The organism is Bradyrhizobium sp. Ken64 (assembly GCF_055807555.1).
Genome location: NZ_JBVVPA010000005.1, coordinates 217031 through 241194 on the forward strand (window position 1 = coordinate 217031; position 24164 = coordinate 241194).

The 24164-nt window shown below is 63.5% G+C and carries 21 protein-coding genes and 1 pseudogene; 13 read left to right on the top strand and 9 right to left on the bottom strand.

Annotated elements, in window-relative coordinates:
* Positions 1-52: 52 nt before the first annotated feature.
* Together AC0L2F_RS11365 and AC0L2F_RS11370 are read right to left on the bottom strand one after the other, a co-directional pair.
* Positions 53-3199 carry a multidrug efflux RND transporter permease subunit gene (locus AC0L2F_RS11365; RefSeq protein WP_007609008.1) on the bottom strand — a complete coding sequence of 1049 codons (3147 nt, stop codon included), beginning with the start codon at positions 3197-3199 and terminating at the stop codon, positions 53-55.
* Entirely contained in the window at positions 3196-4368 is a 1173-nt protein-coding gene (locus AC0L2F_RS11370) for an efflux RND transporter periplasmic adaptor subunit (RefSeq protein ID WP_473248419.1), read from the bottom strand. The genes AC0L2F_RS11365 and AC0L2F_RS11370 overlap by 4 nt, the downstream gene beginning before the upstream one ends.
* 376 nt (positions 4369-4744) lie before the next feature.
* Here AC0L2F_RS11370 and AC0L2F_RS11375 point away from each other — a divergent pair, with 376 nt between their 5' ends.
* The 6 genes from AC0L2F_RS11375 (at position 4745) to AC0L2F_RS11400 (ending at position 10503) form a co-directional block, all read left to right on the top strand.
* The gene (locus tag AC0L2F_RS11375) at positions 4745-4984 is read left to right on the top strand and encodes a hypothetical protein (protein ID WP_007609012.1); all 240 of its coding nucleotides are present in this window, start codon (positions 4745-4747) and stop codon (positions 4982-4984) included.
* A 229-nt stretch (positions 4985-5213) separates the two neighbouring features.
* Complete coding sequence (locus tag AC0L2F_RS11380) at positions 5214-7610, top strand: TonB-dependent receptor (protein ID WP_473248420.1); 2397 nt, start codon at positions 5214-5216, stop codon at positions 7608-7610.
* Between the two features lie 2 nt (positions 7611-7612).
* Positions 7613-8302: a Fe2+-dependent dioxygenase gene (locus AC0L2F_RS11385; protein ID WP_473248421.1), complete on the top strand. Its 690-nt coding sequence runs from the start codon at positions 7613-7615 to the stop codon at positions 8300-8302.
* Positions 8299-9219, top strand: coding sequence for a tonB-system energizer ExbB (gene exbB, locus AC0L2F_RS11390; RefSeq protein WP_473248422.1), 921 nt, complete (start codon positions 8299-8301; stop codon positions 9217-9219). Before AC0L2F_RS11385 ends, exbB begins: the two co-directional genes overlap by 4 nt.
* A gap of 3 nt (positions 9220-9222) precedes the next feature.
* Positions 9223-9678 carry a TonB system transport protein ExbD gene (exbD, locus tag AC0L2F_RS11395; RefSeq protein ID WP_473248423.1) on the top strand — a complete coding sequence of 152 codons (456 nt, stop codon included), beginning with the start codon at positions 9223-9225 and terminating at the stop codon, positions 9676-9678.
* Between the two features lie 9 nt (positions 9679-9687).
* Complete coding sequence (locus AC0L2F_RS11400; RefSeq protein WP_473248424.1) at positions 9688-10503, top strand: energy transducer TonB; 816 nt, start codon at positions 9688-9690, stop codon at positions 10501-10503.
* Here the strand turns inward: AC0L2F_RS11400 and AC0L2F_RS11405 are convergent.
* The 7 genes and pseudogenes from AC0L2F_RS11405 to gntR form a co-directional block, all read right to left on the bottom strand.
* Positions 10491-10913 (bottom strand): hypothetical protein, encoded by a 423-nt coding sequence (locus AC0L2F_RS11405; RefSeq protein WP_063992803.1) that lies wholly within the window; start codon positions 10911-10913, stop codon positions 10491-10493. The two genes, AC0L2F_RS11400 and AC0L2F_RS11405, sit on opposite strands and share 13 nt — an antisense overlap.
* 65 nt (positions 10914-10978) lie before the next feature.
* On the bottom strand, positions 10979-11659 hold the full coding sequence (locus tag AC0L2F_RS11410; RefSeq protein ID WP_063992802.1) for a site-2 protease family protein: 681 nt from the start codon (positions 11657-11659) through the stop codon (positions 10979-10981).
* Positions 11660-11813: 154 nt separating this feature from the next.
* Positions 11814-12200: pseudogene (locus tag AC0L2F_RS11415) on the bottom strand (GFA family protein); the annotation flags it as partial.
* Positions 12201-12207: 7 nt separating this feature from the next.
* Complete coding sequence (locus tag AC0L2F_RS11420) at positions 12208-12954, bottom strand: SDR family NAD(P)-dependent oxidoreductase (protein ID WP_473248425.1); 747 nt, start codon at positions 12952-12954, stop codon at positions 12208-12210.
* 16 nt (positions 12955-12970) lie between these two features.
* Positions 12971-13702, bottom strand: a complete 732-nt coding sequence (locus tag AC0L2F_RS11425) for an SDR family oxidoreductase (RefSeq protein ID WP_063992800.1) — start codon at positions 13700-13702, stop codon at positions 12971-12973.
* Between the two features lie 115 nt (positions 13703-13817).
* Complete coding sequence (locus AC0L2F_RS11430; RefSeq protein WP_063992799.1) at positions 13818-15647, bottom strand: IlvD/Edd family dehydratase; 1830 nt, start codon at positions 15645-15647, stop codon at positions 13818-13820.
* A gap of 122 nt (positions 15648-15769) precedes the next feature.
* Positions 15770-16870 (bottom strand): HTH-type transcriptional regulator GntR, encoded by a 1101-nt coding sequence (gene gntR / locus AC0L2F_RS11435; protein ID WP_063992798.1) that lies wholly within the window; start codon positions 16868-16870, stop codon positions 15770-15772.
* A 202-nt stretch (positions 16871-17072) separates the two neighbouring features.
* On the opposite strand from gntR, the gene AC0L2F_RS11440 reads away from it, so the two are divergent.
* The 7 genes from AC0L2F_RS11440 (at position 17073) to eda (ending at position 24139) form a co-directional block, all read left to right on the top strand.
* A complete protein-coding gene (locus tag AC0L2F_RS11440) occupies positions 17073-18134 on the top strand; it encodes an ABC transporter ATP-binding protein (protein ID WP_007592328.1) in 1062 nt (353 codons plus the stop codon).
* Positions 18135-18211: 77 nt separating this feature from the next.
* Positions 18212-19525 (top strand): ABC transporter substrate-binding protein, encoded by a 1314-nt coding sequence (locus tag AC0L2F_RS11445; RefSeq protein WP_007609029.1) that lies wholly within the window; start codon positions 18212-18214, stop codon positions 19523-19525.
* Positions 19526-19591: 66 nt separating this feature from the next.
* Entirely contained in the window at positions 19592-20539 is a 948-nt protein-coding gene (locus tag AC0L2F_RS11450; RefSeq protein ID WP_473248426.1) for a carbohydrate ABC transporter permease, read from the top strand.
* A 2-nt stretch (positions 20540-20541) separates the two neighbouring features.
* The gene (locus AC0L2F_RS11455; RefSeq protein ID WP_007609031.1) at positions 20542-21417 is read left to right on the top strand and encodes a carbohydrate ABC transporter permease; all 876 of its coding nucleotides are present in this window, start codon (positions 20542-20544) and stop codon (positions 21415-21417) included.
* A 79-nt stretch (positions 21418-21496) separates the two neighbouring features.
* Entirely contained in the window at positions 21497-22483 is a 987-nt protein-coding gene (gene denD, locus AC0L2F_RS11460) for a D-erythronate dehydrogenase (RefSeq protein ID WP_007609032.1), read from the top strand.
* A 23-nt stretch (positions 22484-22506) separates the two neighbouring features.
* A complete protein-coding gene (locus tag AC0L2F_RS11465) occupies positions 22507-23475 on the top strand; it encodes a sugar kinase (protein ID WP_473248427.1) in 969 nt (322 codons plus the stop codon).
* 13 nt (positions 23476-23488) lie between these two features.
* The gene (gene eda, locus AC0L2F_RS11470) at positions 23489-24139 is read left to right on the top strand and encodes a bifunctional 4-hydroxy-2-oxoglutarate aldolase/2-dehydro-3-deoxy-phosphogluconate aldolase (RefSeq protein WP_473248428.1); all 651 of its coding nucleotides are present in this window, start codon (positions 23489-23491) and stop codon (positions 24137-24139) included.
* Positions 24140-24164: the final 25 nt, after the last annotated feature.

Genomic DNA, 24164 nt, shown 5'->3' on the forward strand with positions numbered 1-24164 from the left:
CACGTCAACCGGGGGCCTCGCTGTAACGTCGTGAGACGCGCGGTGCAAGCTGCTACTCGGCAGCCTCCTTAACGGTGCCGTGCTCGACTGTCTCGTCGCCTTCGCCGTCACCCTTACGGCCCCAGCCCGAGAACCAGTTGTTGAGCTCGTCGAGATAGAGATAGACGACCGGGGTGGTGAACAGCGTCAGCGCCTGGCTGACGATCAGACCGCCGACCATGGCGTAGCCGAGCGGTTGGCGAATTTCGGCGCCGGTGCCGTGGCCGAGCATCAGCGGCACGCCGCCGAGCAGGGCAGCCATTGTCGTCATCATGATCGGACGGAAGCGCAACAGCGCCGCCTGCCGGATCGATTCCGCCGGCGTCTTGTGCTCATCGCGCTCAGCGGCGATGGCGAAGTCCACCATCATGATGCCGTTCTTCTTTACGATACCGATCAGCAGAATGACTCCGATCAAAGCAATGAGGCTGAACTCGAAGCCCGCCGCCATCAGGATCGCGAGCGCGCCGACGCCTGCCGAGGGCAGGGTCGACAGAATTGTGATCGGATGGATGTAGCTCTCGTAGAGGATGCCGAGGATCAGATAGACCACGACCAGCGCGGCGAGGATGAGGAGCGGCACGGTGCCGAGCGACTGCTGGAACGCCTGTGCCGTACCCTGGAAGCTCGAATTGAGCGTCGGCGGCGCGCCGAGATCGGCCATCGCCTTCTGCACGGCCTCGGTGGCCTGGCCGAGCGCGACGCCCTGGGCGAGGTTGAAGCTGATCGTGATCGCCGGGAACTGGCCCTGGTGGCTGATCGAGAGCGGGCGAACCGGATCGGTGCTCCAGGTCGCAAACGTCGACAGCGGCACCTGGTCGCCGGTCAGCGGAGATTTCAGGTAGAGCTTGTTCAGGCTCTCGAGGCTGCCCTGCATCTCCGGCAGGATCTCGAGGATCACCTTGTAGGTGTTGAGCTGGGTGAAATACTGCGTGACCTGGCGCTGTCCGAAGGCGTCGTACAGCGTGTCGTCGATCAGCTGCGGCTGGATGCCGTAACGCGCAGCCGTATCGCGGTTGATCTTGAGCTGAACCGTGGTGCCCTGGGTCTGCTGGTCGGTCGCGACGTCGCGCAGTTGCGGCAAGGTCTGCATCTTGGCGAGGATCTTCGGCGCCCAGTCGTTGAGCTCGGCGAGATCGGCGTCCTGCAGGGTGAACTCGAACTGCGTACGCGTCGGCCGGCCGCCGAGCCGGACGTCCTGGGCCGCCTGCATGTAGAGGCGGGCGCCGGACACCTTCTCGAGCTTGGGACGCAGCCGCGCGATGATCTGCTGCGCGGAAGCATCGCGCTGGTTGCGCGGCTTCAGCGTGATGAACAGGTTGCCATTGTTACCGGCCCTCCCGCTGCCGCCGATCGCCATGGCGACGCTGGCAATGTCCGGATCCGCCATGATGACCTTGCCGAGAGCTTCCTGACGCTCCTGCATGGCCTTGAAGGAAATATCCTGAGAGGCCTCGGAAGTCGCAGTGATCAGGCCGACGTCCTGCTGCGGAAAGAAGCCCTTCGGGATCAGCACGAACAGATAGACCGACAGGGCAAGAGTCGCGAAAAAGATCGCGAGCGTGGTGCGGCGCCAGCTCAGGGCGTGGTCGAGCACCCATTCGTATCCGCGCAGCATCGCATCGAAGCCGCGCTCGCTCCACTGGTAGAACTTGCCGTGGGTGACTTCGCCATGGGCGCGCAGGAAGCGCGAGGCCATCATCGGGGTCAGGGTCAGCGACACGAACATCGAGACGAAGATCGTCATCGCCAGCACGACGGCGAATTCGCGGAACAGGCGCCCGATGATCCCGCCCATCAGCAGCAGCGGAATCAGGACCGCAACCAGCGAGATGCTGATCGACACGATGGTGAAGCCGATTTCCTTCGAGCCCTTGAAGGCCGCCGCCATCGGCGATTCGCCTTCCTCGATGTAGCGCGTGATGTTCTCGAGCATCACGATGGCGTCGTCGACGACGAATCCGACCGCGATGGTGAGCGCCATTAGCGACAGATTGTCGAGCGAATAGCCGAATACCCACATCAGCGCGCAGGCGCCCAGCAACGCCAGCGGCACCGTGATGGTGGGAATGACGGTTGCCCAGAAGCTGCGCAGGAAGATGAAGATGACCATGACCACCAGCGCAATGGTCAGTAGCAGCGTGAACTGGACGTCTTCGACCGCGGCGCGAATCGTGGTGGTGCGGTCGCTGATCACCTCGATCTTGATCGCGGGCGGGATCGCTGCGACGAGGCGAGGCAACGTCGCCTTGATCCGATCGACGGTCTCGATGACGTTGGCGCCGGGCTGCTTGAACACCACCAGGAACACGCCGCGCTTGCCGTTGGCCCAGGCCGCCTGCTTGGCGTCCTCGGGGCCGCTGACCGCCTGGCCGATGTCGCGGATACGCAAGGGACCGCCGTTGCGATAGGCGATGATGACGTCGTTCCAGTCCTTGGCCTGGGTGAGCTGGTCGTTGGCGTAGATCGTGTAGGCACGCTTCGGGCCGTCAATGTTGCCCTTGGGGCTGTCGACCGTGGTGATCGCGATCTGGCTGCGCACGTCCTCCATCGACAGGCCCTTGGCGACGAGTTTCGCCGGGTCGATCTGAATGCGGATGGAGGGCTTTTGCTGGCCGCCGATGAAGACCTGCGCCACGCCCGAGAGCTGGCTGATCTGCTGGGCGAGCTGGGCATCGACCGCGTCGCTGACGCTGGTCAGCGGCATTGTCTCGGAGGTTGCCGACAACAGCAGGATCGGCGCGTCGGCCGGGTTGACCTTGCGGTAGGTCGGCGGCGAGGGCAGGTTCTTCGGCAGCTGACCGCTCGCTGCGTTGATGGCGCCCTGCACGTCGTTGGCGGCGCCGTCGATGCTGCGGTTGAGGTCGAACTGGATGGTGATCGACGCGGTGCCCAGATAGCTCGTCGAGGTCATCTGGGCGATGCCCGGGATCTGGGCGAATTGCCGTTCGAGCGGCTGGGCCACCGACGAGGCCATGGTCTCCGGGCTGCCGCCCGGCAGATTGGCGGTGATCTGGATGGTCGGGAAGTCCACCTGCGGCAGGGGCGCGACGGGCAGCAGGGGATAGGCGACGAGACCGACGAAGAGAATGCCGGCCATCAGCAGCGAGGTGCCGATGGGATAACGGATGAAAGGTGCCGAAATCCCGCCCGCGTTCATTCCCGTCGAACCTTGTTCTGGGCCGGATCCGTACTCGCCACGGCCGTGGAGACGAGGCTTCCGGGCTGGACCTTGAATTGGCCGCCGGTGATTACCTGCTGCCCGGGCGTGAGCCCTTCGTCGACGACCGAACGTCCGTCGATGGCGTAGCTGACCTTGATCTTGTGCACCTCAGCCTTGTTGTCCTGATTGACGGTATAGGCGTAGAGGCCGTTGGTGGAGTGCTGGACCGCGTCATCCGGGACAACGGTCGCATCCTTCAGGGTGCGTACCAGCAGGCGGGTCGACACCGACTGCCCGGGCCACAGCGCATGGTCCTTGTTGTCGAACACCGCCTTGAGCCGGATCGTGCCGCTGCTGGTGTCGACCTGGTTGTTGATGACTGCGAGCTTGCCATCTGCCAGCGTCTTCTTGCCGTCGGTCGTGAAGGCGATCACCCTGAGCGCGCCGGCCTTCTGGCCCTCGCTGATATAGGGCAGCTGATCCTCCGGCGCGGTGAAGATCACCGAGATCGGCTCGACCTGCGAGATTGTGACGATGCCGGTCTGCGTCGAGGAATTGACGATGTTGCCGACGTCGACCTGGCGCAGGCCCGCGACGCCGGTGATCGGCGCCTTGACCTGGGTGTAGTCAAGCTGGGTCTGCGCGTTGGAGATCGAAGCTTCGTCGGCCGCGATTTGCGCGGTGAGCTGGGCGACCGTGGAGCGCTGGGTATCGACCCGCTGCGCGGTGGCGAATTCGCCGAGCTTCATGGCGCGCTGGAGCTCGAGATTGGCGTTGGCCAGATTTGCCTCGTCCTGGGCCTTCTTGGCCTTGGCCTGGTCGAGCGTGGCCTGATAGGGGCGGGGATCGATCGAGGCGAGGAGCTCGCCCTCCTTGACGATCTGGCCTTCGGTGAAGGCGATCTTGTCGATTTGGCCGTCCACCCTGGTCCGGACTTGGACGGTGTTGAAGCCCGCAACCGTGCCGAGACCGGTCAGATATACCGGAAAGTCCACCGTCTGGACCGGCGAAACGCTCACGGGGACGGCGGGCGGGCGCTGCGGCCCCTTCTGCGCGGTCTGGGTTTTTCCGGCGTCGGGCGAGCCGAACTTCTGCCAACCATAGTAACCCGCGGAGGCCACGGCCGCGATGATCAGAATCCAGAGGATCGGCCGGGACTTTTTCATATCGTCTCGTGTCGGCTCTTATGCCTTAAACTACGAATTATGGGGCAATCATAGGGTTCCAGCGCGCCTGTATAATACACGCCAAGTTCCAGTGTAAACAGCACTATCGGTTGAGAATCCTAAACAATTGGAAAGCTTTGCACCGGTTAGGCAGCTCCGTGTCACTACGGTGTGCAGTGCTGCATTCTCCCGTCAGGAACGATCAGCGTGCAAAGTTTGTGCAATGCTCGAAAGCGGTGTGCTCTGGACTGAGCGGCGCCGTGCATGGGCCGCGAGGCGACGGCTCGCAAGAACGGTTCTAAATCGTGCGGAGGTCGTTTCGGTTGTCAGGAAAACCGGCATCGGTCATATCGGCGCGCCACAACGGGAGCGCAGAATGGACGAACTGAACGGCAAGCTGATCGCGTGTCAGATCCTGATCACGGGACTGATCGCACGCGTCGCTAACGAGCAGCGTGATCCCTTGCGCTTTCTCACTGACTTCCGCGACGAGATCAGAGCCGTCGTCAACGGCGTCAACATCGCTGGCATGGACGATAGCGATCGCGTGCGCGCGGTGGCGCGGAAGACCGTCGATGAATTGTTCTCGCTGATGAAGCCGCCGAGCAGCGATTGACGATGCGCGCGCGACCGCCGGATTTCGCAGCATTTTCGCGCTCTCTTTAGAACTAATCCAATCTCGATTTAGAACGGTTTGAAACTGCAATTTAGAATCGCTTTGATCTGGACTTATTCAAGGGTTCTCGCGGCTTACTCGCATTGACCCGCTATTTTGCGGCCGATACCAACACTCCAATCGCTCATCGAAGTGAATGGGCGAACAGGAATATGGGGCGTGTTTGGTAATGGGGCAGGTGGTCGCACCGAAGTCGTTGCGTTCGGTCGCAGCATTCGATGAAAAGTTCACGAGCGTTTCCGGCAAGAAGGTCTCCGCTGTCGCGGGCCTGATCGCGGCAGCATCGGTGTCGAGCGGCGCGGAGGCGCAGCAGTCGAACCTGCCGCCGGTAACGGTCGATGCGCCGGTCGCGCGTCCGCGTCCGGTCGCTTCGAAGCCGACGGCGGATCAGGTCCGCGCGCGCAACGCGCTTCGCCGCGCCGCGCAGCGGCAGCAGGCGGCGCAGCAGACCGCTCCTACCGTCCCCGCCGGCGAAGTCGACCGCAATCCGTATTCCGATCCGGCGGCGCCCTACAAGGTCGACCACGTCCAGGCCTCCGGCAAATTTCCCGAGCCGATGCTGAACACGCCGAAGACCATCACCGTGCTCAGCAAGGAAGTGCTCGAGGACAAGAACGCCACGACGCTGAAGGAGATCGGGCGCTCGACCGCCGGCGTGACGCTGGGATCGGGGGAAGGCGGCAACGCGTTCGGAGACCGTTTCTTCATTCGCGGCTTCGATGCACGCAACGACGTCTTCATCGACGGTATCCGTGATCCCGCGGTCTCGATCCGCGAGAACTTCTTCACCGAGCAGATCGAGATCCTGCGCGGCCCGGCGTCGTCCTACGCCGGCCGCGGCACTGCCGGCGGCGCCATCAACATCGTCACCAAGCAGGCTGGCGACGTCAATTTCAAGCGAATGGATACCGAGTTCGGCACCGACAGGACCAAGCGGGTCACGCTCGATGTCAACCAGGTCATCGATCCCGCCTTTTCGGTGCGCGCCGGCGGCCTGTTTCAGGACGCCAACGTCGCCGGCCGCGATTACGTGACCGACAATCGCTGGGGCAGCTTCATCTCCACCAAGTACACCCCGACCAACGACATCAAGATCACGACGAACTACGTCCACACCGACCTCAGCGGCTACCCTGATTTCGGCGTGCCCTACTACAAGCAGGGCAACGTGCCGGTGACCTCGGCCGGCATTCCGCGTGGCAACTGGTACGGCTTCCTCAACCGCGACTTCCAGACCGCGCGGCAGGATTTCGGCACCGGCACGATCGAGTACAAGGTCAACGAGGCCATCACGCTGAGCAGCAAGGTGCGCGGCGAGCATTCGCTGCTGAACTATATCGGCACGCTGCCGCAGAACCCGAACACGACCAGCTCCAATCCGCTGCTCTGGACCACGACGGCCAGTGCGCAAAGCCGCTACCAGAACGTGGACGTGTGGGCCAACCAGAACGAGGCCACGTTCAAGCTCGACACCGGCGGGATCAAGCACACCGCGGTGTTCGGCGTCGAATATTCGAACGAGAACATCTCGATCGATCGTTACACCGGCCTCTCATCGGAACTGTTCGGCGGCGGCTCGACCAGCAGCGGGGCGGTCACGGGGGTCAACCTCTACTCGCCGCAGTACACCTACATTCCCTTCAGCAACACGCCGTCGCTGGTCGGAAATCCGACGCGCTATGGCGTCAACACCAGCAGCGTCTACGTCATGGACACCGCGAACTGGCAGGACACGATCATCGTCAATGGCGGCGTGCGCTACGATGGCTACAGCCAGAGCTCGTCGACCAACGCAGCCTATCTGAAGCAGAACGCCGATCTCGTGAATTACAACGTCGGCCTGGTCTACAAGCCGATGTCGATCGGCAGCCTTTATGCGGCCTATGCGACCTCGGCCAATCCGTTCGGATCGGAGCTTGACGCGACCGGCACCGATTACGGCGGCATTCCCGCCAACACGGCTATCCTGCTCGGGCCGGAGCGCAACAAGGCAGCCGAGCTCGGCACCAAATGGGAGCTGGCGGATCGCCATTTGCTGGTCAGCGCCGCGCTGTTCCAGACCACGAAGGACAATGCGCGCGAAACCGTCAGCGGCCTGCTGACTTCGGGCGCTGCCTACAGGATCCAAGGCATCGATATGGAGGCCGAGGGCAAGATCACCGATCGCTGGAGCATCTTCGGCGGCTTGGTGTTGATGCAATCGAAGGTCACGCAGAGCGGTGTTGCCTCAAATCTCGGCCTGCAGCTTGCCAACGTGGCCCATCAGTCGTTCAGCATGCTGACCAAGTACAAGTTCGACGACGGCTGGGAGCTTGGCGGTCAGGCGGTGTACCGTTCGAAGGTGTATGGCGGCACGTTCGCTGCCAATACGGGCAACGAGCTGCCGAGCTACTGGCGCTTCGACGCGTTCGTCGAGAAGAAGATCGACAAGAACTGGACGATGAAGTTCTACGCCCAGAACCTCACCAACAAGCTCTATTACGACACGCTCTATCGCAGCGCGGTGCCGTTCGTCGCGGTCGCGCCGGGGCGGGCGTTCTACCTCATCACGACGGCGAAGTTCTGATCATGTTGACCTGCCTGCCTGGCGTTCTGAGCAAGGATGATGTGGCGGATTTCCGCCGCACCATGGACGCCAGCGAGTGGGAGGACGGGCGCTCCACCGCCGGCTCGCAGTCGGCGATGGTCAAGCGCAACGAGCAATTGGCGCCGGACAGCGAGGTCGCGCGCAAGCTCGGCAACCGCATCATTTCGGCGCTGACGTCGAATCCCCGCTTTATCGCGGCCGCGATCCCGCTCCGGATTTTCCCGCCGCTGTTCAACCGCTATGCGGCCAGCAGCGGCCACCATTTCGGCCTGCACGTCGACAATGCCATCCGCGGCGACCGCCTGACCGGCCTTCGCATCCGCACAGACCTCTCGGTCACGCTGTTCCTGGCCGAGCCGGAGGAGTACGACGGTGGCGAACTTGTGATCGAGGACAGCTACGGTTCGCACGAAGTCAAGTTGCCAGCCGGGGACTGCGTGCTCTATCCCTCGACCAGCCTCCATCTCGTGACGCCGGTCACCAGGGGAACGCGGGTTGCGTCTTTCTTCTGGCTTCAGAGCATGATACGGGACGATCAAGCCCGGAGCATGATCTTTGACCTCGACACCGCGATACAGGCGCTGGTGGAACGGCTCGGGCGTGACGATCCCGAAACGGTCAAATTGACGGGTATCTATCACAACCTCATTCGTTACTGGGCCGAAGTATGAAGATCATGTCCTTCCAAGCAAGCCTTGCCGCAGCTCTGGTGCTGGCGGCCGCCTGGCTTGCATCCCCTGTTTCTGCGCAGACACAGGCCGCGCCCGCGGCACCGGTCCAGTCGACGGCTCAGCCGTCCGCGGTCAGCCCGGCCCCGGTTGTTGCTCCGCCTGCGGCGCCCCAAGCTGCCGTGCCCGCGGCTGCAAAGTCCGATACGGCAGCCGGCATTGCGCCGGCCATGAAGGAACTATCGCCCTGGGTGATGTTCATGTCGGCGGACATCATCGTGAAGGCGGTGATGATCGGGCTCGCCTTTGCATCGCTGATGACCTGGACGGTGCTGATCGCCAAGTCGATCGAGCTGTCGGTCGCCTCGACCAAGCTTCGTTCGGCGCTGAAGAAGATCGCAGAGGCGCGCTCGCTCGCGGAAGCGCAGATGGCGCTCGGCGCCAAGGAGGGCATCCTGCCGTCGTTCCTGGCAGCGGCGCTGCGCGAGGCGCGGATGTCAGCCGGCCTCTCCAGCGACACCGGCATCAAGGAGCGGGCGGCTTCGAGCTTCTCCGAGATCCTACGCGCGGAAGCGCGGCGCATCCGCGTCGGTATGGGCGTGCTCGCGACCATCGGCTCGACCTCGCCCTTCGTCGGCCTGTTCGGCACGGTGTGGGGCATCATGAACAGCTTCATCGGCATCTCGAAGTCGCAGACCACGAACCTCGCCGTCGTCGCGCCCGGCATCGCCGAGGCGCTGCTCGCCACCGCGATCGGCCTGGTCGCCGCCATTCCCGCCGTCATCATCTACAACTACTTCTCGCGCGTGACGAAGAGCTACCTCGAACTCGTCAGCCGTGCCTCGGGCGCGGCGGGGCGGTTGCTCTCGCGCGATCTCGACCGCAGCCACGGCGGCGCGCATTCGCGCGCGGCGGAGTGAACCATGGGCGTTTCGCTCGCAGACAATGATGACGACGACGATTTCGGCGAAACGCATGAAATCAACGTCACGCCGTTCATCGACGTCATTCTGGTGCTGCTGATCATCTTCATGGTCGCAGCGCCGCTCTCGACCGTCGACCTGCCGATTGATCTGCCGACGTCGAGTGCGACGCCGCAGAAAAAGCCGGACAAGCCGACCTATCTCAGCATCAAGCCAGATTTGACGCTTGCCATCGGTGAGAACCCGGTGCACCGCGCCGAGTTGATCGGCACGCTCGACGGCCTGTCCGACATGAGCAAGGACAAGTATGTCTTCCTGCGCGCGGATCGCTCGGTGCCGTATGGCGAGTTGATGGGCATCATGGAGCTCTTGCGCTCAGGCGGCTATACGCGGGTGAAACTGGTTGCGCTGGAAGGCGCTCCGGGGGCACCTGCGGCAGGCGCCGCTCAGCCTTAGAGGCCCGCTATGTCGGACGAGTCCAGACCACCCCGGACGCTTTGGATTTTGGCAGCGGTGGCGGCGCTCGCGCTGCATCTGGGTGGTGCCGCGCTCGCGCTGGCCCACCTGCGGGCCGATGACGGCGACGATGGCCTCGGCGCGGCCGGCGCGGAGTTCGCGGTCGAGATGGCTTCGCCGAAGGCGCCGGACACCGACCTTCCGCCGGGACCGGATAGCGAAGCGATGCAGGAGCAGCAGGCGCTTCCCGAGCAAAAGGCCGAGACCAAGGAAACCGAGCTTCCAAAGGATCAGTCGCAACAGGTCGACGATCCCGATCGGGTCGTCACCGAGAACATCTCGAAGAAGCCGCAGGACGAGGATCCGAAGATTGCGGCGGTCGAAACGCCCGCTGCGGAGGCCTCGCCGAAGTCCGTTGCGACGGCGCGGCAGACGCTCGACGAGGACGCGCGCGAGGCCGAGAAGGCGCTGGCGCCTGTGCTGGGCATCGGCAAGGACATTCTGAAGCTGACGGCAGACTGGAATCGCAAGATCAGTGCGCACCTCACGGCCCACAAGGTCAATCCGGAGGGCAAGGAGCCCAACAATCAGAAGGTCAAGGTCTCCTTCGCGATCAACCGACGGGGCAACGTGCTTTCAGTCGACGTTGTCGAGTCGTCCGGGGATGCAGCTTACGATGCAGCCGCGATCTCGATTGTCCGCAAGTCCGATCCCATCCCGCAGCCGCCTGCCAGCCTGACCGACGACCGGTTCGAGCGCACCGTCGACATCATCTTCACACCGCCGGACGCAAGGAAAAAGAAGAAGACGGCTCACCGCCAGTAGAGCCTGATCCCGACATAGACCACGACCAGGCAGGCGAAGATCAGCGCCACCGGGAGCGGCCGTTTCTGGGTTGCGCCAGCGGTCGTGGCCGCAAAGAAACCAGACTTCTTCGGCTTCGGTTCTGGGCGGCGGAAAGCGGTAACATTGTCCGCCGCCGGTTCAGCCGCGCGGGGGCGGACGTCAGGCGGGGTTCCCGCGCCGCCCATCTCGACATAGTAGGCCTTGTAGATGGCGCCGATGGTGGCCTCGGTAGCCTCACCCTCGTTCATCTGCGCCTGCAGGTTCTTGTAGCTCACCAGGAACTCCTGCGCCCCAGGAGGCAGCGCGGACGACCCGTTGAGCTTGGCCATCATCTTCCAGGTGGCGAAATCGGCGCGGGCACGGGTATCGGCGCGTCGCGCGATCAGCATATCGGCAGCTTTGACCAAATCGGCCTCGAGCCCTTCGGCTTGTGTTCGGGTGTGTCGCCGTTCAACTACGCATTGCCGGTCAGAATGAGAACAGCCTGAATCACATAACCGGTCAACGTTCGCAGTATTGCTGAAATAACATCAAGATTTAGACCGAACTGCGAGCCTGCCAGCGGTAGCAGGATCAGCAAGCCGATCAGGATCAGCATCCCGAACGGCTCGAGCCGCGCCAGCGGCAGGGCGAGCGGCGGGGGCAGCAGCCCGACCGCGACGCGCCCGCCGTCGAGCGGCGGGATCGGCATCATGTTGAACACCGCCAGCACCGCGTTGATCAGCAGTGCGTTCTTGAGATTGTCGAAGATCCATTGCGCCGAGTTCGCCGGGGCCAACGGCAGGGCGTGCAGGGCAAGAGCTGCGGCCAGCGCCAGCAGGATGTTGGTGGCAGGCCCGGCCAACGCCACCCACACCATGCCGAGCCTGGGGTCGTTGAGCTTGCGGAAATTCACCGGCACCGGCTTGGCATAGCCGAACAGGAACGGCGAATGCGCGAACAGCAGCATCGCCGGCAATATCAGCGTGCCGAACGGGTCGATGTGGCGGAGCGGGTTGAAGCTGACACGGCCGAGCTGCCATGCGGTGTCGTCACCGAGACGATATGCGACGAAAGCGTGCGCAGCCTCGTGGAAAGTGATGGCGAGCACCAGCGGCAGCACCCACACCGAGAGGTCATAGAGAGAGATGTTCACGGCTCGTCTTTCGGTGTTGCCTGCGGCCTCGAGCCGAACCGGCCATACAGCGTTGCTGCACTTGAACATAGGGTGGCCGGTTCCGAAATGCCACGCGGATAATGGCTGGACGCAGCGGTCGCGCCGGGCCAGCCGCGGCTCCGGATGGACAAGCCGGGATCGTGGTCTCATACTGTGTCAGCCCGTCGTCGAGCTTCAGCCAGGCGAGCTTCTCGGAGACCCAGATGTGTTCGGTCGGCGCGAACGCGTTGCGGTCATCAAAAGTCGCGAGCGCGACGCCCGCCAACGTGCCGTTGCGCCGCCAGGAGAACAGCCGCGTGCCGCAGCGTTTGCAGAACACGCGGTCGATGTTCTCGGAGGACGCATAGCGGGCGGTGTCGCCCTCGACGGTCAGCGCGCGCTGGTCGAACTGCGCGCGGGCGAAGTAGGGCGAGCCCATCGCCTTCTGACACATGCGGCAATGGCAGATGCGAACGTTGAGCGGCTCACCTTCCGCCTTGAACCGCACCGCCCCGCACAGACATCCGCCTTCTCTGATCATGACGCCCTCAGTAAGTTGCGCGCCCGCCGGAGATGTCGAACACCGCGCCGGTCGAAAACGCGCAATCCTCGGATGCGAGCCACGCCACCATCGCGGCGAGCTCTTCCACCAGCACGAAGCGGCCTTTTGGAATCTTCGACAGCATGAAGTCGATATGCTGCTGCGTCATCTGGTCGAAGATCGCGGTCTTCGCAGCCGCGGGCGTCACCGCATTGACCAGAATGTCATGTGCCGCCAATTCCTTGCCGAGCGACTTCGTCAGCGCGATCAGGCCGGCCTTGGAGGCCGAATAGTGCGAGGCGTTGGGATTGCCTTCCTTCCCGGCGATCGAGGCGATGTTGACGATGCGTCCGTATTTCTGCTTGAGCATCGCGGGTACGACTGCCTTGCAGCAGATGAAGGGGCCGTCGAGGTTGATGCGCAGAACTTTCCGCCATTCCTCGAGATCGGTCTCCCAGACCGGCTTGTTGACCCCGGCAATGCCGGCATTGTTGACGAGGATGTCGATCTTGCCGAAGGCGGCAAGCGTCGCGTCGCGAGCCCGCTCGACGGCCGCGGTATCGGTGACGTCGACCTTGAAGACTTTTGTTTCGCCGCCGATTTCCTTTGCCGTCTTCTCGGCCAGCGCCGCGTCAAAATCCCAGATTGCGACCTTGGCGCCGGAGCCGATGAAGCGCTGAACAATGGCGCGGCCAAAGCCCTGCGCGCCGCCGGTGACGATGGCGACACGGCCGTTGAGATCGATCTTGTTCATGCTGGATGCCTTGGCGTCAGAGCATGTAGCCGCCGTCGACGACGAGGTCGACGCCGGTGGTGAAGGCGCTCTCGTCACTGCCGAGATAGACCGCCATGGACGCGATCTCGTCGGCGGTGCCGAGCCGGCCCATCTTCTGGCGGGAGACGAACATCTCCTTGCCCTGCGGCCCTTGCGCCGCGGCGCGGTCGAGCATCGATGGCGTCTCGACGGTGCCCGGGCAGATGCTGTTGCAGCGGATGCCCTTGGTGATGAAGTCGAGCGCGACCGCGCGCGTCAGCAGCGATACCGCGGCCTTAGAGGCGCTGTAGACGTAGCGGTTAGCCGGCGGCCGCAGCGCCGCGCAGGAAGAGATGTTGACGATGCTGCCGCCGCCACCCGCGAGCATGTCCGGCAGGAAGGCCCTGATGGTCCGGTGCATCGACTTGACATTGAGGTCGAACGAGAAATCGAAATCCTCTTCCGAGCATTCGAGGATGGTGCCGTGGTGCACGAAGCCGGCCGCGTTGAGCAGGATGTCGACCTTGCCGACGCGCTTGGCGAAGGCGTTGACGTCGGCGGTGTTGCGGACGTCGAGCTTCGCGGTTTCGGCGATGCCTTCCTTGGCCAGGCTCGCGATGCCGCTCTCGTTGATGTCGGTGGCGATGACGGTTGCGCCTTCACGCGCGAATGCGATAGCGCATGCGCGTCCGATGCCTGCCGCTGCAGCCGTGATGACGGCGCGCTTTCCCTTGAGGCGGTCTGCCATGTTGTTGTTCTCCTCGATTTGCTCAGTGCCGTAGCCCGGATGAGCGCGCGAGCGCGATATCCGGGAGCGGATGTCCCGGGTGTCGCTTCGCTCACCCGGGCTATTTGTTGCTAACTCAGTGATTATCCCGCGCCACACCAAACGTGCCGGCGACGTTCTGGTAGCGCGTCGCGAGCTCCATGCAGGCGCCGGTCGACTGCTGGCCGACGGTGTTGCGATAAAGCTCCTGCCACGGCGTCTGGTTCGGCGGATGCTTGAAGCCGCCATTGGCCTTGAGCTCGGCATGGCGCTTCTTCACCTCGTCGTCCGAGATGAGAATGTTGGCGCTACCCTTGTTCAGATCGACGCGCACCTTGTCGCCGTTCCTGAGGATCGCGAGCCCGCCATTGGCGGCGGCTTCCGGCGAAGCATTGAGGATCGAAGGCGAGCCCGAGGTGCCCGACTGGCGGCCGTCGCCGATGCAGGGCAGGGACATGATGCCGCGTTTGATCAGCGCCGCAGGCGGCTGCATGTTCACGACCTCGGCGCCGCCGGGATAGCCGATCGGGCCGGTGCCGCGGATGAACAGCACGCAGCGCTCGTCGATCTCGAGCGAGGGATCGTCGATCCGCTCGTGGTAATCCTCGGGACCCTCGAATACGACGGCGCGGCCCTCGAAGGCATTGAGATCGGTCGGGTTGCTGAGATAGCGATCGCGGAATTCCTTGGAGATCACGCTGGTCTTCATGATCGCGGAATCGAACAGATTGCCCTTCAGCACCAGGAAGCCGGCGTCCTTCACCAGCGGCTTGTCGTAAGCCCAGATCACGTCGTTGTCGGGCTTTGGCGCATTGGCGCAGTTCTCGCCGATGCCACGGCCGTTGACCGTGACCGCGTCCTCATGGATGCGCTTGTGCTTCATCAGTTCGCGCACCACGGCCGGCACGCCGCCGGCACGGTGGAATTCCTCGCCGAGATAGAAGCCGGCCGGCTGCATGTTGACCAGCAGCGGCACGTCGTGGCCGACCTTCTGCCAATCGTCGATGGAGAGCTCGACGCCGATGTGGCGCGCCAGCGCGTTGATGTGGATCGGTGCGTTGGTTGAGCCGCCGATCGCCGAATTGATCACGATGCAGTTCTCGAACGCCTTGCGGGTCAGGATGTCCGAAGGCTTGAGGTCTTCCCAGACCATGTCAACGATGCGTTTTCCCGTCTCGTAGGCGATCTGGCCGCGCTCGCGATAGGGGGCGGGAATCGCCGCACATCCCGGCAGCGAGAAGCCGAGCGCTTCCGCGAGCCCGTTCATGGTGGAGGCGGTGCCCATGGTGTTGCAATGGCCGACCGAGGGCGCCGAGGACGCCACGATCTCCATGAATTCTTCATAGTCGATCTCGCCGGCGGCGAGCCGTTCGCGCGACTTCCAGACGATCGTGCCGGAGCCGGTGCGCTCGCCATTGTGCCAGCCGTTCAGCATCGGCCCGCCCGACAGCACGATCGCGGGCAGGTTGACGGTCGCCGCCGCCATCATGCAGGCCGGCGTGGTCTTGTCGCATCCGGTGGTCAGCACCACGCCGTCGAGCGGATAGCCGTAGAGGATTTCGACGAGGCCGAGATAAGCGAGGTTGCGGTCGAGCGCCGCGGTCGGGCGCTTGCCGGTCTCCTGGATCGGATGGGTCGGGAATTCCATCGCAATGCCGCCGGCCTCGCGGATGCCTTCGCGGACGCGATGAGCAAGCTCGATATGGTGGCGGTTACAGGGGGAGAGGTCGTTGCCGGTCTGTGCGATGCCGATGATCGGCTTGCCGGACTGGAGCTCGGTGCGGGTGAGACCGTAGTTCAAATAGCGCTCCATATAGAGCGCGGTCATGCCCGGATTATGCGGATTGTTGAACCATTCCTGCGAGCGGAGATGGCGGCGAGCGCCGTTGCCGGCGGGGGCATGCCCATTGGTTGGCTTTTTTGTCATTGGTTTCTCCTGCAATGCAAACGCACTGACGTCCGTTCTATGGTATCGGCTTGTGCGATGCCCAACGGCGCGAGCGACGATTTGCCTGCCCGCTGGCGGGTCGTTTCCTCACAAATCCGATACTAGTCATGACCGCTTGGTAACGCTACCATTTTGTTCGCAACGCCCCCGCCTGAAGCGGCTGACCGGTTGTCCGACCGCCGGGCCAACGAGCTTTGCCGCTCGATCACCTTGAAGCCGAGATCGAGCACCGGATGCTCCGGACGCCGTCCGTCGATCGCGTCGATCAGCATGCTGGCGGCCGTGTTGCCCATCTCGTAGCGGTTGGTGCGCACGCTCGTGAGAGTCGGGACGGCGGATGCCATGAATTCGAGATCGTTGAAGCCGACGATCGCGATCTGTTCGGGGATCGCGATCTCGCGGCGCCTGCATTCGAACAGCACACCCAGCGCGAGGTCGTCGTTGGCGCAGAACACCGCGTCCATGCCGGGCTCCCGCGCCAGGAGATCGGTGAACAGGGCGCCGCCGAGCGTCACCGAGGTCGGTGTCGCCGTCGTGACGACGAGGCGTTGCTCGAACAGTCCTGCGTCCTTCATGGCCGAGACGTACCCGTCGAGCCGCCGCTGCACCCGCGGATCCATCCGCGCGCCGACGAAGCCGATCTTGCGGTGACCTTGCGCGAACAGATGCGCAACCGCCGCACGGGCTGCTTCATAGTGCGAAAAGCCGATCATCATGTCGACCGGATTGGGTCCGATCTCCATGATTTGCACGATCGGGCAGTCGGCGGCATCGAGCATCGCGCGCGATTCCGTGGTCTGGTCGATGCCGGTGACGATCAGCCCGGCCGGCTTCTGCGCAAGAAACAGGCGCAGCAGCTTCTCCTCCTGGAGAACACTGTAACGTGTGTTGGACAGCTGGATCGAGTAACGGCTGTTTTCGGAGGCGTCGTAGATGCCGCGCAGCACGTCGGAGAACACGTTATTGGTCAGTGACGGAATCAAGACACCGATCACCTCGGTGCGCTGCGAGGCCAACGCGCGCGCCGCCAGGTTCGGCACATAGCCGAGCTCTCTGGCCGCGCTTTCGACCCGGGTCCGCTTCGCGACCGACAGCGCCTCGGGATTGCGGAAGAAACGGGACGCCGTGATCGGGCTGACGCCGGCAAGCTCGGCGACTTCCGCCAGCCGGATTTTGCCTGACTTGGTGCGGTTTCGACCCATTTGCTGCTCATAACACACTCACTGTCGCAAACAAAGGAACGTTGACAGCGCTACCAGCACAGACTAACCAAAGACAAATTGCCAAAACCGCACAAACTGCCGACAATGTCGCCCGTTAAGGTTGGGCTTCGTTCGGTGAAGTCTGAAAAAACAAGACGGTCGCGGCGCGAGATGCGTCGTGGACTTTCGAGGAGGGAGCTAGATGTCGTCTGTGCAAATCCGCGACGTGCGGAAATCGTTCGGCAATTTTGAAGTCCTGCACGGCGTTTCGATTCCGATCGAGGACGGCCAGTTCGTCGTCCTGGTTGGCCCCTCTGGCTGCGGCAAGTCGACGCTTCTGCGCATGCTCGCGGGTCTCGAGAACATCACCTCAGGCACGATCTCGATCGGCGACCGCGTCGTCAACAATGTCCAGCCCAAGGAGCGGGACATTGCGATGGTGTTCCAGAACTACGCGCTCTATCCGCACATGACGGTCGGCGAGAACATGGGCTTCTCGATGAAGCTGCGGGGCGAGAGCACCGAAGAGATCAACAAGCGCGTCAAGCGCGCCGCCGAGATCCTGGCTCTGTCGCCGCTGCTCGAACGCTATCCGCGCCAGCTCTCCGGCGGCCAGCGCCAGCGCGTCGCCATGGGCCGCGCCATCGTGCGCGATCCGCAGGTGTTTCTGTTCGACGAGCCGTTGTCGAACCTCGACGCCAAGCTGCGCGTCGCGATGCGCACCGAGATCAAGGAGCTGCATCAGCGGCTGAAGACCACGACGGTCTACGTCACCCACGATCAGATCGAGGCCATGACCATGGCCGACAAGATCGTCGTCATGCATGACGGCATCGTCGAGCAGATGGGGACGCCGCTCGAGCTCTACGACAAGCCCGAGAACCAGTTCGTCGCCGGCTTCATCGGCTCGCCGTCCATGAACTTCCTGAAGGGTCATGTGCGCGTCAACGGCGTTGCGACCTTCGAGGGGCCGAACGGCGTCAAGCTGCCGCTCAGGAACGCGCCGGCGGCGTCCGACGGGCGTCCTGTCGTTTACGGCGTGCGTCCCGAGCATTTCACCATTGCTGACGACGGCGCCGATGCCGAGATCGTCGTGGTCGAGCCGACCGGCTCGGAAACGCAGGTGTTTGCGAAGCTCGGTGGTGAGCAGGTCGTCGCGGTCTTCCGCGAACGTCACCAGTTCAACCCGGGTGACAAGGTCAAGCTGAAGCCCGATCCTTCCGTGATTCATCTGTTCGACGAAGCGACGGGCAAGCGAGTGTAGCGAGGCCGAAGAACGGCCCAAGCAGAACTACCCAATACAAGACGACCCAATACAAATATAAAATTAGGGAGAGAACGATGAGCGATTTCGACAGGCGAAGTGTGCTTAAAGTCGGCCTGGGCGGCGCGGCGCTGCTGGCCGGCCCGGGTATCGTCCCGGTGCGCGCGGCGGAGTGGACCAACACGCCCGAGCCGAACGCCTCCATCCGCGTGCTGCGCTGGAAGCAGTTCATTCAGGCCGAGTTCGACAAATTCGCCGAGCAGACCAAGGCGTTTTCCGAGAAGACCGGCGTCAAGGTCAAGCTCGAGGCCGAGAGCTGGGAGGACATCCGCCCGAAAGCCGCGGTCGCCGCCAATGTCGGCGCCGGTCCCGACCTGATCATCGGCACGCTCGATGATCCCCACAAATTCCCGGAAAAGCTCATCGACATGACTGACGTCGCCAACTATCTCGGCGCGCAGTATGGTGGCTGGTATCCGGTCGCTGAACGCTACGGCAAGAAGGGCAACAGCTGGATCGCCATTCCGCAGGGCGCGACCGGCGGCTGCCTGAACTACCGCATCAGCCACGTGAAGGCCGCCGGCTTCGATGAATTCCCCAAGGACACCGCCGGCTTCCTCAAGCTCTGCCAGGCGCTGAAGAAGAACAACACGCCGGCCGGCTTCGCGCTCGGCCATGCCACGGGCGACGCCAACGGCTGGTGCCAGTGGGCACTGTGGGCCTTCGGCGGCAAGGTCGTCAACGACAAGAACGAGGTCGTGATCGACTCGCCGGAGACGATCGCCGCGCTCGAATACGTCAAGCAGCTGTACGAGACCTTCATCCCCGGCGTGCTGTCGTGGAACGACTCGAATAACAACAAGGCGTTCCTCAACGGCGAGCTCAGCCTGACGCTGAACGGCATCTCGATCTGGACGGTCGGCAAGAACTCGACCGATCCGAAGCAGCAGGAGATCGCCAAGGACATGAACCACGCGCCGATGCCGATCGGTCCCGTGGGCGTGTCGACCGAGCAGCAGAACGTGCTCGTCTATTACGGCTACAAGCACTCGAAGTATCCGAAGGCGGTCAAGGAATACATCAAGTTCATGATGGACAAGGCGAACTACGACGCCTGGGAGGTCTCCTCCAACGGCTACGTGTCGCCGCCGCTTCCGGCTTACAACGACAACCCGGTGTGGACGTCGGATCCGAAGATCACGCCGTATCGCGACTGCCTGAAGCGTTGCCGCGATAACGGCTATGCCGGCGATCTCGGCTATGCCTCGGCCGCCGTGATGGGCGACTTCGTCGTCGTCGACATGTTCGCGGAAGCCGCGTCGGGCTCCGTGACGCCGAAGGCGGCAGCCGCACGCGCGGCCGAACGCGCCAAGCGCTACTACCAGGTCTGATCAGCTCCAATCTACGCGGCGTCCGGTTCGCCGGACGCCGCGACTTTTCGTCGAGGGGAATCCGACATGGCAGTTATGGCCGAGTCAGCAGTCGCGCAGGTCAAGCGCAGCAGCTTGTGGACCAGAGCATTCGAGAGCCGGAACTTCCTCGGCGCGATGTTCATGGTGCCGGCGATCGCCATCCTCATCCTGTTTCTTGCTTACCCGCTGGCGCTGGGCTTCTGGCTCGGCATGACCGACACCAAGATTGGCGGCGCCGGGCGCTACATCGGCTTCCAGAACTTCGTCTCTCTGTCGAAGGACTCGGTGTTCTGGCTGTCGGTGTTCAACACGATCTTCTACACGGTCGCCGCCAGCGCGGTGAAATTTGCTATCGGCCTCTATTTGGCACTGCTGCTCAACGAGCGGCTGCCGTTCAAGTCGATGGTCCGCGCCATCGTCCTGTTGCCGTTCGTCGTGCCCACGGTGCTCTCTGCGATCGCTTTCTGGTGGATCTATGACAGCCAGTTCTCGATCATCTCCTGGGTGTTGATCAAGGCCGGCCTGATCACGCGCTATATCGATTTCCTCGGCGACCCCTGGAATGCGCGCTGGTCGGTGGTCGCCGCCAATATCTGGCGCGGCGTGCCTTTCGTGGCGATCACGCTGCTGGCGGGACTTCAGACCATCTCGCCCTCGCTCTACGAGGCCGCCAATCTCGACGGCGCCACCAATCTGCAGCGCTTCCGCCACATCACGCTGCCGATGCTGTCGCCGATCATCGCGGTCGTGATGACGTTCTCGGTGCTGATGACCTTCACCGACTTCCAGCTCATCTACACCATCACGCGGGGTGGGCCGATCAACGCCACCCATCTCATGGCGACGCTGTCGTTCCAACGCGCCATCACCGGCGGCAATCTGGGCGAGGGCGCGGCGATCTCGAACGCGATGATTCCGTTCCTGGTCGCGGCGATCCTGCTCAGCTTTTTCGGGCTTCAGCGTTCCCGCTGGCAGCAGGGCGGGAGGGACTGACCATGACCACGGCAGACGACCAAAGCGTCGGAATGGACTACCTCGAGAGCTTCCCGCGGAAGTTTTTTCGGGTCTACCTTCCGCTCGGCCTGATCATCTTCTTCCTGCTGTTCCCATTCTACTGGATGGCGGTCGCGACGTTCAAGCCGGACGCGGAGATGTACGACTACGAAAAGTACAATCCGTTCTGGATCCTGCATCCGACGCTGGAGCACATCAAGAAGCTGTTCTTCGACACCGACTATCCGCTCTGGATGTGGAACACCGTGATCGTCTCGGTGTCCTCGACCTTCATCTCGTTGTTCGCCAGCGTCTGCGCCGCCTATGCGATCGAGCGCCTGCGCTACAAGGGCTCGCGCTATGTCGGCCTTGCGATCTTCCTCGGCTATCTGGTGCCGCCCTCGATCCTGTTCATTCCGCTGGCGGCGATCGTATTTCAGCTCGGCCTTTTCGACGGCAATCTGGCGCTGATCCTGACCTATCCGACCTTCCTGATCCCGTTCTGCACCTGGCTCCTGATGGGCTATTTCCGCACTATCCCCTATGAGCTGGAGGAGTGCGCGCTGATCGACGGAGCGACGCGGCTGCAGATTCTGATGAAGATCACGCTGCCGCTTTCGCTGCCGGGCGTGATCTCGGCGGGCATCTTCGCCTTCACGTTGTCCTGGAACGAGTTCATCTACGCGCTGACCTTCATCTCCTCGTCCGAGAACAAGACGATCCCCGTCGGCGCGATCACCGAGCTCGTCAATGGCGACGTCTACCATTGGGGCGCATTGATGGCGGCGGCTCTGACCGGCTCGGTTCCCGTAGTTATCCTTTATTCCTTCTTCGTGGAGTACTATGTGTCGGCGATGACCGGCGCCGTGAAGGAATGATCGCGGGGCCTGCCTTGAGAACGCGCCAGGACGAATCGGCAAAATCGGCGCGTTCCGGCCAATAAAAAGGAGTAGGCTCTTGCACATTCTGGTTCTGGGCGCGGCCGGCATGGTCGGCCGGAAATTATGCGAACGGTTGTTGCGCGACGGCCGGCTCGGCAAGAGCGACATCACCAAGCTGACCATGCATGACGTGGTCGAGCCGAAGACACCGGAAAAAGCCGGTTTTGCCGTCGAGACCGTGTCGAGCGATTTCGCCGTGCCGGGTGCGGCCGAAAAGCTGATTGCTGGCCGTCCGGACGTGATCTTTCATCTCGCTGCGATCGTCTCGGGCGAAGCCGAACTCGATTTCGATAAGGGCTACCGCATCAATCTCGACGGCACGCGGATGCTGCTCGATGCCGTCAGGCTCGCGGGCGGCGGCTACAAGCCGCGTGTGGTCTTCACGTCCTCGATCGCGGTGTTCGGCGCGCCGTTCCCCGATGCGATCGGCGACGAGTTCTTCCACACGCCGCTTCTGAGCTACGGCACGCAGAAGGCGATCGGCGAATTGCTGTTGGCCGACTATTCCCGCCGCGGCTTCCTCGACGGCATCGGCATCCGCCTGCCGACCATCTGCATTCGGCCCGGCCTGCCGAATAAGGCGGCATCGGGCTTCTTCTCCAACATCCTGCGCGAGCCGCTGGCCGGCAAGGAAGCGGTCCTTCCGGTGTCCGAGGACGTCCGCCACTGGCATGCCACGCCGCGCTCCGCCGTCGGCTTCCTGCTGCATGCCGGCACCATGGATCTCGCCGCGGTGGGGCCGCGCCGTAATTTGACCATGCCGGGCCTGTCGGCGACGGTTGGCGAGCAGATCGCTGCGCTGAAACGCGTCGCCGGCGACAAGGTCGCCGCCCGCATCAAGCGGGAGCCGGATCCTTTCATCGTCGGCATCGTCGGCGGCTGGCCGCGCAACTTCAATGCAAAGCGGTCGCTCGAGCTCGGCTTCACCACTGCCGAGAAGACTTTCGACGACATCATCCGCATTCACATCGAAGACGAGCTCGGCGGCAATTTCGTCGCCTGATCTCTGACTGAGCGGGTAAAGTGATGGCGAGCGTTGCTTGCATCGGCGAATGCATGGTCGAGCTCCGGCAGGCCCAGGGTGGACATTCCGGCGGACAGGGTGGCGGCCTCTACTCGCGTGGATTCGGCGGCGACACCCTCAACACGGCGGTGTACCTCGCGCGGCTCGAGGTCAAGGTCGATTATCTCACCGCGCTGGGCGACGATGCCCTGAGCGATGAGATGATCGCGGCCTGGACTGCGGAGGGCGTCGGCACGAGGCGCGTCGCGCGGCTGCCCGGCAAGCTGCCCGGCCTCTACATGATCCAGCTGGATGCGAAGGGCGAGCGCCAGTTCTTCCACTGGCGCGACAGTGCGGCGGCGCGCCAGCTGATGAATCTGCCGGAGACGGACGATCTTCTCAACTCCCTGATGAGCTACGACATCGTCTATCTCTCTGCGATCACGCTCTCGATCTACGACGCGGCCGGGCGCGAGCGCCTGTTCGCGGCGATCAAGCGCGCGCGCCTGCTCGGCACCCGCTTCGTGTTCGACACCAATTTCCGCGCGCGGGGATGGCCGGATCGCGATGTCGCGCGCGAGGTGTTTTCAGCGGCCTTCGCTTCTGCCGACATCGTGCTGACTTCGACCGAGGATCTGCTCGCCCTTTATCCCGGCGAGAGCCACGAGCAGCTGATGGCGCGCATCCCGAGCCCCGAGCTGGTGTTCCGGCTCGCCGAGCCGGTCAGCCTGCTGCGTTTTCCCGGGGGGCCTTACGAGGTCCGCGCCGAGCCCATGACCAAACCCGTGGTCGACACCACCGCGGCCGGCGACAGTTTTGCCGCGGCCTATATCGCGGCGCGGCTCGCTGGGTCCGACCCGGTCGAGGCCGCCCAGGCCGGGCACCGGCTCGCCAGCCTCGTGATCTGCTATTCCGGTGCCATCATTCCGGGGTATGCCATGCCGCCGAAGAAACGGCACCGGCCGGCGACGACGCGTCAAGCGACCAAGTGAAACGAAAGCCAAGATGACCACCACTGCCCAGCAGAACCACCTCGTCGCGCTGTTCAAGGCCGCGACCGTCATCCCCGTCCTCACCATCGAGCGTATCCAGGATGCGGTGCCGCTGGCGCGTGCGCTGGTGGCCGGCGGCGTCCGCACGCTGGAGGTGACCATGCGGACCCCTGTTGCGATCGAGGCGGCGAGGGCGATGATGGCCGAGGTGCCCGAGGCGATCGTCGGCATCGGCACGATTCTCAATCCGGCCGACTTTACGCGTGTCGAGAAGCTCGGCGTTGCGTTCGGCATCAGCCCGGGCTTGACACCGGACCTGTTGGCGGCCGCGACCCATAGCTCCTTGCCGTTTGCGCCGGGTATCGCCACGGCCTCCGAACTGATGATGGCGCTGTCCTACGGCTTCGACGTCGCAAAATTCTTCCCGGCCGAGCAGGCCGGCGGCATCAAGGGGCTGCGCTCGCTGGGTGGTCCGTTCCCGAACGTGCGGTTCTGCCCGACCGGTGGGGTCGGCGAGACCAATGCGGCAACCTGGCTCGCGGAGCCCAATGTGGTCGCGGTCGGCGGTTCCTGGCTGTGCCCGACGGCGGAGATCAGGGCCGGGAACTGGGCCGGCATAACTGCCATCTGCCAGCGCACCCTCCAGGCCCTTAAACCCGCGTGAAGTCTTGCCATCGCTGAGCTAAGAC

Coding starts and splice junctions, on each gene's coding strand:
- AC0L2F_RS11450 (WP_473248426.1), top strand. CDS start 19,592: ATGGCAGTTATGGCCGAGTCAGCAGTCGCGCAGGTCAAGCGCAGCAGC.
- AC0L2F_RS11405 (WP_063992803.1), bottom strand. CDS start 10,913: ATGCTGATCGCGCGACGCGCCGATACCCGTGCCCGCGCCGATTTCGCC.
- exbD (WP_473248423.1), top strand. CDS start 9,223: ATGGGCGTTTCGCTCGCAGACAATGATGACGACGACGATTTCGGCGAA.
- AC0L2F_RS11440 (WP_007592328.1), top strand. CDS start 17,073: ATGTCGTCTGTGCAAATCCGCGACGTGCGGAAATCGTTCGGCAATTTT.
- AC0L2F_RS11425 (WP_063992800.1), bottom strand. CDS start 13,702: ATGGCAGACCGCCTCAAGGGAAAGCGCGCCGTCATCACGGCTGCAGCG.
- AC0L2F_RS11365 (WP_007609008.1), bottom strand. CDS start 3,199: ATGAACGCGGGCGGGATTTCGGCACCTTTCATCCGTTATCCCATCGGC.
- AC0L2F_RS11420 (WP_473248425.1), bottom strand. CDS start 12,954: ATGAACAAGATCGATCTCAACGGCCGTGTCGCCATCGTCACCGGCGGC.
- AC0L2F_RS11375 (WP_007609012.1), top strand. CDS start 4,745: ATGGACGAACTGAACGGCAAGCTGATCGCGTGTCAGATCCTGATCACG.
- AC0L2F_RS11370 (WP_473248419.1), bottom strand. CDS start 4,368: ATGAAAAAGTCCCGGCCGATCCTCTGGATTCTGATCATCGCGGCCGTG.
- gntR (WP_063992798.1), bottom strand. CDS start 16,870: ATGGGTCGAAACCGCACCAAGTCAGGCAAAATCCGGCTGGCGGAAGTC.
- AC0L2F_RS11430 (WP_063992799.1), bottom strand. CDS start 15,647: ATGACAAAAAAGCCAACCAATGGGCATGCCCCCGCCGGCAACGGCGCT.
- AC0L2F_RS11380 (WP_473248420.1), top strand. CDS start 5,214: ATGGGGCAGGTGGTCGCACCGAAGTCGTTGCGTTCGGTCGCAGCATTC.
- eda (WP_473248428.1), top strand. CDS start 23,489: ATGACCACCACTGCCCAGCAGAACCACCTCGTCGCGCTGTTCAAGGCC.
- exbB (WP_473248422.1), top strand. CDS start 8,299: ATGAAGATCATGTCCTTCCAAGCAAGCCTTGCCGCAGCTCTGGTGCTG.
- AC0L2F_RS11385 (WP_473248421.1), top strand. CDS start 7,613: ATGTTGACCTGCCTGCCTGGCGTTCTGAGCAAGGATGATGTGGCGGAT.
- AC0L2F_RS11465 (WP_473248427.1), top strand. CDS start 22,507: ATGGCGAGCGTTGCTTGCATCGGCGAATGCATGGTCGAGCTCCGGCAG.
- AC0L2F_RS11455 (WP_007609031.1), top strand. CDS start 20,542: ATGACCACGGCAGACGACCAAAGCGTCGGAATGGACTACCTCGAGAGC.
- AC0L2F_RS11445 (WP_007609029.1), top strand. CDS start 18,212: ATGAGCGATTTCGACAGGCGAAGTGTGCTTAAAGTCGGCCTGGGCGGC.
- AC0L2F_RS11400 (WP_473248424.1), top strand. CDS start 9,688: ATGTCGGACGAGTCCAGACCACCCCGGACGCTTTGGATTTTGGCAGCG.